General features: G+C 68.2%; 4 protein-coding genes and 2 pseudogenes. 5 read left to right on the top strand and 1 reads right to left on the bottom strand.

The genetic code is table 11. From position 1 onward, the window contains the following. A pseudogene (locus tag ACIBCN_RS44405) lies at positions 1–349 on the bottom strand (hypothetical protein); the annotation flags it as partial. Positions 350–635: 286 nt separating this feature from the next. On the opposite strand from ACIBCN_RS44405, the gene ACIBCN_RS44400 reads away from it, so the two are divergent. The 5 genes and pseudogenes from ACIBCN_RS44400 to ACIBCN_RS44380 form a co-directional block, all read left to right on the top strand. Continuing rightward, positions 636–2,057: a condensation domain-containing protein gene (locus ACIBCN_RS44400; protein ID WP_396998905.1), complete on the top strand. Its 1,422-nt coding sequence runs from the start codon at positions 636–638 to the stop codon at positions 2,055–2,057. Further along, positions 2,054–3,532, top strand: coding sequence for an MFS transporter (locus tag ACIBCN_RS44395; protein WP_396998903.1), 1,479 nt, complete (start codon positions 2,054–2,056; stop codon positions 3,530–3,532). The genes ACIBCN_RS44400 and ACIBCN_RS44395 overlap by 4 nt, the downstream gene beginning before the upstream one ends. 71 nt (positions 3,533–3,603) lie before the next feature. Further along, positions 3,604–5,097 carry a glycosyltransferase family 39 protein gene (locus ACIBCN_RS44390; RefSeq protein WP_396998901.1) on the top strand — a complete coding sequence of 498 codons (1,494 nt, stop codon included), beginning with the start codon at positions 3,604–3,606 and terminating at the stop codon, positions 5,095–5,097. A gap of 25 nt (positions 5,098–5,122) precedes the next feature. Beyond that, positions 5,123–6,073 (top strand): glucosyl-3-phosphoglycerate synthase, encoded by a 951-nt coding sequence (locus ACIBCN_RS44385; RefSeq protein ID WP_396998899.1) that lies wholly within the window; start codon positions 5,123–5,125, stop codon positions 6,071–6,073. Next, positions 6,073–6,376: pseudogene (locus ACIBCN_RS44380) on the top strand (esterase family protein); the annotation flags it as partial. The gene ACIBCN_RS44385 and the pseudogene ACIBCN_RS44380, both read left to right, overlap by 1 nt.

Below are 6,376 nucleotides of genomic sequence, written 5' to 3'. Positions count from 1 at the left end.
GATCGGTCCAATTGCTGCCCGCGCTGCCGCCGCTCGCGCCGTTCAGCAGATACAAAGTCGGCGCTCGACGCGAACCGTCTTGCGCCGTAAGCACTTCCAGATCGATGGGCGCGTTCATGGCGGTGGAGTACACCGTGACCAGCAGCAAACGGCCCGCACCATGGCGCACCGCGACGATATGCGATCCGTCCCGCGCGCTACCGCTCGCGTCCATCGACGGAGGCGGATCGGCGACCGCGATGCCGACGGGCAGCGCCCCGGCGATCGAGAGCACGAGCGCGGCGGCGATGCGGCATACGAGGCGAGGAATGCGTTGTCCCGCTGACATATTCACGGTGAAGGCAGCCACCTGGTACCTCCCTGCCGTCTGGTTGTTGTGCTGCTGTGGCATCGAAGGTAGGTCGCCGTGCTGAGCGCGGACAAGTGGTCGGCGGTTTGTTTGGGTAGCGGGCCAGTCGAATAGGTTCGCGACTGGTGCACTTCACAAGATTGCCCGACTTTCATAGACCGTGCGGCGGTCCATGTCGTTAACTCGGTGACTGTGGCGGTGGTGACACTGTCCGACTACCGGGCGTTTTCCCGTTGCGGCCGGGATTGTTTCGGGGACTTCCCCGTCGGCACGAATTGAGGTACCTGTGGTCAGTTTCGGGTTCATCGAGGAATGGGTTCCAGCGCCGGGACGGCTCACGAGTTGGACCGCGACACCACAATCGCTGGAGTCGGCGCGGCGCGCGCCGATCCATTCGATACCGCCGTCCCATCAGCAAGAGCAATATCTGCGCGCGCTGCATCGTGACGCGGCAGCGGGATTCGGCGGTTCCCGCTTGTGCATGGTCTCCTTCACGATACCGGGGTCACCCGACTACGCCGCCTGGACCAGGACTTTCACCGCTTTCCTGCGACGCCACGATACGTTCCGGAGCTGGTTCTCCGTCGAGGACGACGGTAGCGTCGCGCGCCATGTGACACCCCCTACCGACATTCACTATCTACCGACCGAGCACGGCGCCCTGGCCGACAGCGCGGCAATTCGCGCACACGTGGAAATGCAGACACCGAGCGCATTGTGGTGGGATTGTTGCAGTTTCGGCGTGATCGAGCACGAGGATTCCTTCACCGTATACGCGGGCGTAGACCATTTACATACCGACGGTGTCGCGCAAGCGTTGACCTGCGTGGACCTGTTGATGCTCTACGGCAACGAATTGTCCGGCGGAAAACTCGAACCGCAGCCGGTGGCCGGACATCTCGCCTATTCCGAGCGCGAACGCCGAAGCAGCGCCGAATTGACCGCGCGGTCACCGCAAATCCGCACCTGGCTGGAGCTGTTGCGGCGCAACGGCGGAGACGTACCGCATTTTCCGGCGGACCTGTCGGTCGGCGCGGAGCGCTTCGTCCGCGGTGCGCAGCGCACGGTGCACCTGATGGACGAGGCCGACGCGCTGCGCTTCGAAGAGGTCTGCCTGGCCAACGGCGCGCGCTTCACCGGCGGGCTGTTCGCTGTCGCGGCCCTGGTGGAGGCCGAGATGTCCGGTGCGGACTGGTATTTCGGGCTAACTCCGGTCAACACCCGTCGCGCGCCAGGGGAAGCCGGTTCGGTGGGCTGGTACACGAGCCTGATTCCGGTCGAGTTCGGCGTCGACGGCGCCGACAGCTTCGCGGCGCTCGTGTCCCGGGCGCAGGAAGCCTACGACCGCGGCAAGGACCTCACCGACGTGTCGCTGCACCGCGCACTGGAGCTGGCGCCACCCGAACTCGGCATCCGCGCGAAACTCGGCTGGACGGCGCGGATGCTGTCCTACGTCGACGTGCGCAAGATCCCCGGTGTCGAGATGTTCGACCAGATCAACGGCGGCATGTACGCCAGCCGCGGCATGTCGCGCGACGTCTACATCTGGATCAACCGATTCAATGACATCACCCAGCTGAGCATGCTCTTCCCCGACACCCCACCGGCGCATGCCGCGATCGAACGCTATATCGCCGCGACCAGAACGGTTTTCGCGGCCGTCGCCGCCGCCGGTGACTACGCGCCGCGCGCCGCCGCGTTGTCGTGACCACCTCGCTCTCGGCTCGGCCGCCGGACGCGCAGCGATCCGCGATCACCTGGGCCGCATGGGGTTCGCTTGGCGCGTGCCTGCTCGCGGTGTTCCTGCAGATGCTGGATTTGACGATCGTGAACACCGCGCTGCCGGAGATCGCCGGGGACCTGGCCGCCTCGGGCGCGGCGCAACTGCTGGTGGTTTCGATCTACAGTCTGACCTTCGCGTGCACCCTGCTCACCGCGGCCAGAGTCGGCGCCATTTTCGGGCGGCGACGGGTATTCCTTTCCGCGCTCGCCGTATTCGTGGCCGCGTCGCTGTGGTGTGGGCTGTCGCAGTACGGCGGGGAGTTGATCGTGGCCCGTGGCACCCAGGGGCTCGCGGCGGCGGCGATGTCGGCACAGACCATCGCGATCATCACCGCGTCGTTCCCGGCCGCGCGCCGCGCGCTCGCGTTCGGGATCTACGGTGCCGCCGCCGGTCTCGCGGCGATCATGGGCCCGTTGGCGGGCGGTGTGCTGGTGGCGATCGATCCGTTCGGCGCGGGCTGGCACGCGATCTTCCTGATCAATGTTCCGCTCGGGCTGATCGGTCTAGCCTTGGCGTATCACTTTCTGCGACAGGACTTCTCGGAAGATCGAGAACGACTGGATCTGCCAGGTGCGTTGCTGTCGACGCTCGGGTTGTTCCTCGTGATCTGTCCGGCGACGCTCGGCCGGGAACGGGGTTGGCCGCCCGCGCTGCTCGGGACGATCCTCGGCGGGTGCGTGGTGCTCGCGATGTTCGCGGTGCGCCAACACCGGCTGACCCGTCGTGGCGGCGGCCCACTGGTACGCGGTGAGCTGTTCACCGATCGCGGTTTCGCCCTCGGCGCAGTGCTGACCATCGGCTTCTTCGGCCTGTTCGGCGGATTTCTGTTCACTGTCTCGGTCACGGCTCAGTCGGGGCTGGGGATGACCGCGATGCAGACCGGATGGCTGATGGCGCCCTTCGCGCTCGGCGGCGCGCTCGGCGCACTGACCTCGCCACTCCTGGTGGCGCGCTGGGGACCGCGCACGCTGACCCTCGGCATGGCGAATTTCGCCGTCGCCGTAGTCGGCATCGCGGTGCTGATCGACCCGGCCGCGGCGAGCGTCGATACCGCGGTACTCAGTGGCCCGGTGTTCCTCGCCGGTGTCGGCATGGGCTGCTTCGCCGCTCCCCTGCCCGCGCTCATGATGGCCGGTGTCGCCGAGCGGGTCACCGGGTCGGCCTCCGGCACCGTGCCGACGATGCAGCAGCTCGGCACCTCCGCCGGAGTGGTCGCGCTCGGCGGGGTGTTCTTCCATCGTGTCGGCACGGCACCCACACCCTCGGAAACCGTTGCCGTGAAACAACTCACGGCGCATACCTATCTCGCGGCCTACACGACGGTGCTGTGGGTGGTCGCGGCTGTCGCCTTGGTGTTGACCGCGGTCACGCTCGCTATGCCGCGTCGGGGCAACTCTTGATTGCCCGAGCCGGAGTCCCGTCGACACTCGGCGGTCGGAGCGCGGAACCAGCTGTCCGGGAGACGAATCCGGTGCCACGGTTCGCGACCGTGCCGATCGCCGCGTTGGCAGCGGTGACCGCGCTCGTCCTGATCTCGCGGGCGGCCCGTTATGACTACTTCGGTGACGAGCTGTATTTCCTCGCGGCCGGTCGCCGACTCGCGGCCGGGTACGTCGACCAGGGGCCGCTGATTCCGCTCGTCGCCAGGGCCGCGGACATGCTCGCGCCGGGTTCCCTGGTCGCACTGCGGCTTCCCGCCATCGCGATGGCCGTCGGCGGGGTCCTGGTCGCGGCCGCGCTGGCTCGTGAGTTAGGGGGTCGCGCCGGCGCCCAGTCGCTGGCCGGCATCGCCTACGCGGGTTGCCCGTTCGCGATCACCCAGGCGGCGACGTTGTCCACCTTCGCTGTCGACGCGACGCTCTCGGCGACCGTGCTGTGGCTCGTCGTGCGGTGGGTGCGGGTCCGGCGCGACGGCGTGCTGCTCGCCACCGCGATGGTCGCCGCCCTCGACATTCAGGTGAAACTGCTGCTGCCGGTGCTGCTGGCCGGCATCGTGCTCGGTTTCGCGGTGGTTGGGCCGCACCGGGTGGCGCGCAGCCGGGTGCCGTGGCTCGCGGCACTGGCCGTCGCCGTGGCCGCCGCGCCGAGTCTGCTGTGGCAGTCCGCCCACGGCTGGCCGCAACTGGAGATGGGCGGCGTCATCCGGGCCGAACAGCTCGCCGCCACCGGTGGATCGCTCGGGCTGCCGGTCCAATTCGTCACTCTCGCAGGACTACTCGGCATGGCGCTGACGTGCTGCGGCGTTTGGGGACTGCTGCGCCGTCCCAAGCTGGCCGATTACCGTTTCCTCGTCGTGGTGCTGCTCGTCCAGGTCGGGTTCGTGATCGTCAGCGGCGGACGGCCCTACTATCTGGCGGCGCTGCTGCCGGTGTTGTTCGCCGCGGGAGCGGTCACGACGCAGGATGCGCCGGGGCGATGGTGGCGCGGCGGGGCGATCACGGTGACGGTGGTCATCGCACTGGCCGTGGTCCTGCTGCTGCCGCTGCCGGTCTCGCGACTGCAGGAGCCGACGTCGAATCAACGTGAACTATCGACCCGCCTAAGGGTTTTCGGAACCAGCGGCTGGCCCGAGCTGATCGCCGCGGTCACCGCCGCCTACGCCACCGTCGATCCGGCCGAACGCGGCCGCACGGCGATCATCACCCAAACCTATTGGCAGGCCGCCGCGATCGACCGGCTCGGCGGCGCGGACCTCCCGCCGGTCTACAGCCCCAACCGAGGCTTCGCCTACTTCGGCACCCCGCCGGACTCGGCAACCACCATCCTTTACGTAGCCGCCGGAGACGCGAAACCTGTAGTGCGACAGCTATTCGCCAACATGCACCTGCTCACCCGAGCAGATGGCCCCCTCGGCTTTCCCGGGATCTCGTCGGATGTCACGGTGTGGCGCGGTGACGGTCCGACCCGCCCCTGGTCCGAGGCCTGGCCCCGGCTTGCCACGCTCATCCTCGATTCCGGCCGCTGACCGGGCACATCCAGAAAGGACCCCGATGACCGTCTCGTCGCTCGGCGCCACCGTGTTCCACCCGACCTGGTCACCGGACGAGTTGCTCGAACACAAGGGCGACCGCACCATTTCGGTCGTGCTGCCCGCGTTGAACGAGCAAGACACCGTCGCTCGTGTCGTGGCCTCCGTGCGCGGCCTGCTCGGTAGCCTGGTCGACGAACTCATAGTCGTGGACTCCGGCTCCACCGACCACACCGTCGCCGCCGCTCGCGCCGCCGGAGCCACCGTCTACACCCGCGAACAAGCCCTGCCCGCGGTCGATCCGCGGCCGGGCAAGGGTGAGGTGCTCTGGCGGTCGCTGGCGGTGAGCACCGGGGATCTGATCGTGTTCGTCGACTCCGACCTGACCACACCCAGCCCGCTGTTCGTGCCGTCCCTGCTGGCGCCCCTGCTGTTCGACCCGGAATTACACCTGGTGAAAGGCTTCTACCGACGGCCGCTGTCCGGCGCCCGCCCTGGTGATTTCGGCGGCGGCCGCGTCACCGAACTGCTCGCTCGCCCACTGCTCACCGCGCTCGTCCCCGACCTCGCCGACCTCATCCAGCCGCTCGGCGGCGAATACGCCGCCACCCGGGAGTTCTTGACCGCCATCCCCTTCGCGCCCGGTTACGGCGTCGAGATCGGGATCGTGCTCGACGCCTGGAAACGCCACGGCGCCCGGGCGATCGGGCAGGTCGACCTGGGCTTGCGCACCCACCGCAACCGGCCGACCCACGAGCTCGCCGTGATGAGCCGCCAAGTCGTCGCTACTCTGCTCGGGCGGATGAACATCTCCGACTCGGAAGTGCCACTGCGGCAGTTTCTTCCGCACGGACCGGGGTGGCGCAGCGTCGAGACACCACTATCGCTGCTGGACCGGCCCCCGATGGCGACGCTGATCGACCTGCTCACCACCGGCGACGTCACCGTCGCACCGGAGATCGGAGTCGGCTGATGGCACCGTGGAATTCGGCGCGTGGCGGCATCGGCAGGTTGCTGACCCTGCTCGTCGGCGCGGCGATGCTGACGAACCCCGTTGCGGCGTCGGCGGATCCGGATTCGCCGCCCGCGCGTGCCGCCCACATCGACCATCTGCGTTTCGAGCAAGCGCGGCTGATCGACGCCGGGGTCTATTCCCCGGCCATGAATTCCGTTGTCCGCCTGCGGATTCTGCGGGCCGTCGACCCCGACGCCGCCGCGCCGACGCTGTATCTGCTGAATGGCGCCAATGGTGGCGTAGACGGCAGCTGGTACGACG

This window comes from Nocardia sp. NPDC051052 (assembly GCF_044456045.1).
Lineage (GTDB): Bacteria > Actinomycetota > Actinomycetes > Mycobacteriales > Mycobacteriaceae > Nocardia.
Note: the sequence above shows the minus strand (reverse complement) of the source record. Positions and strands in the feature narration are given on the sequence as shown.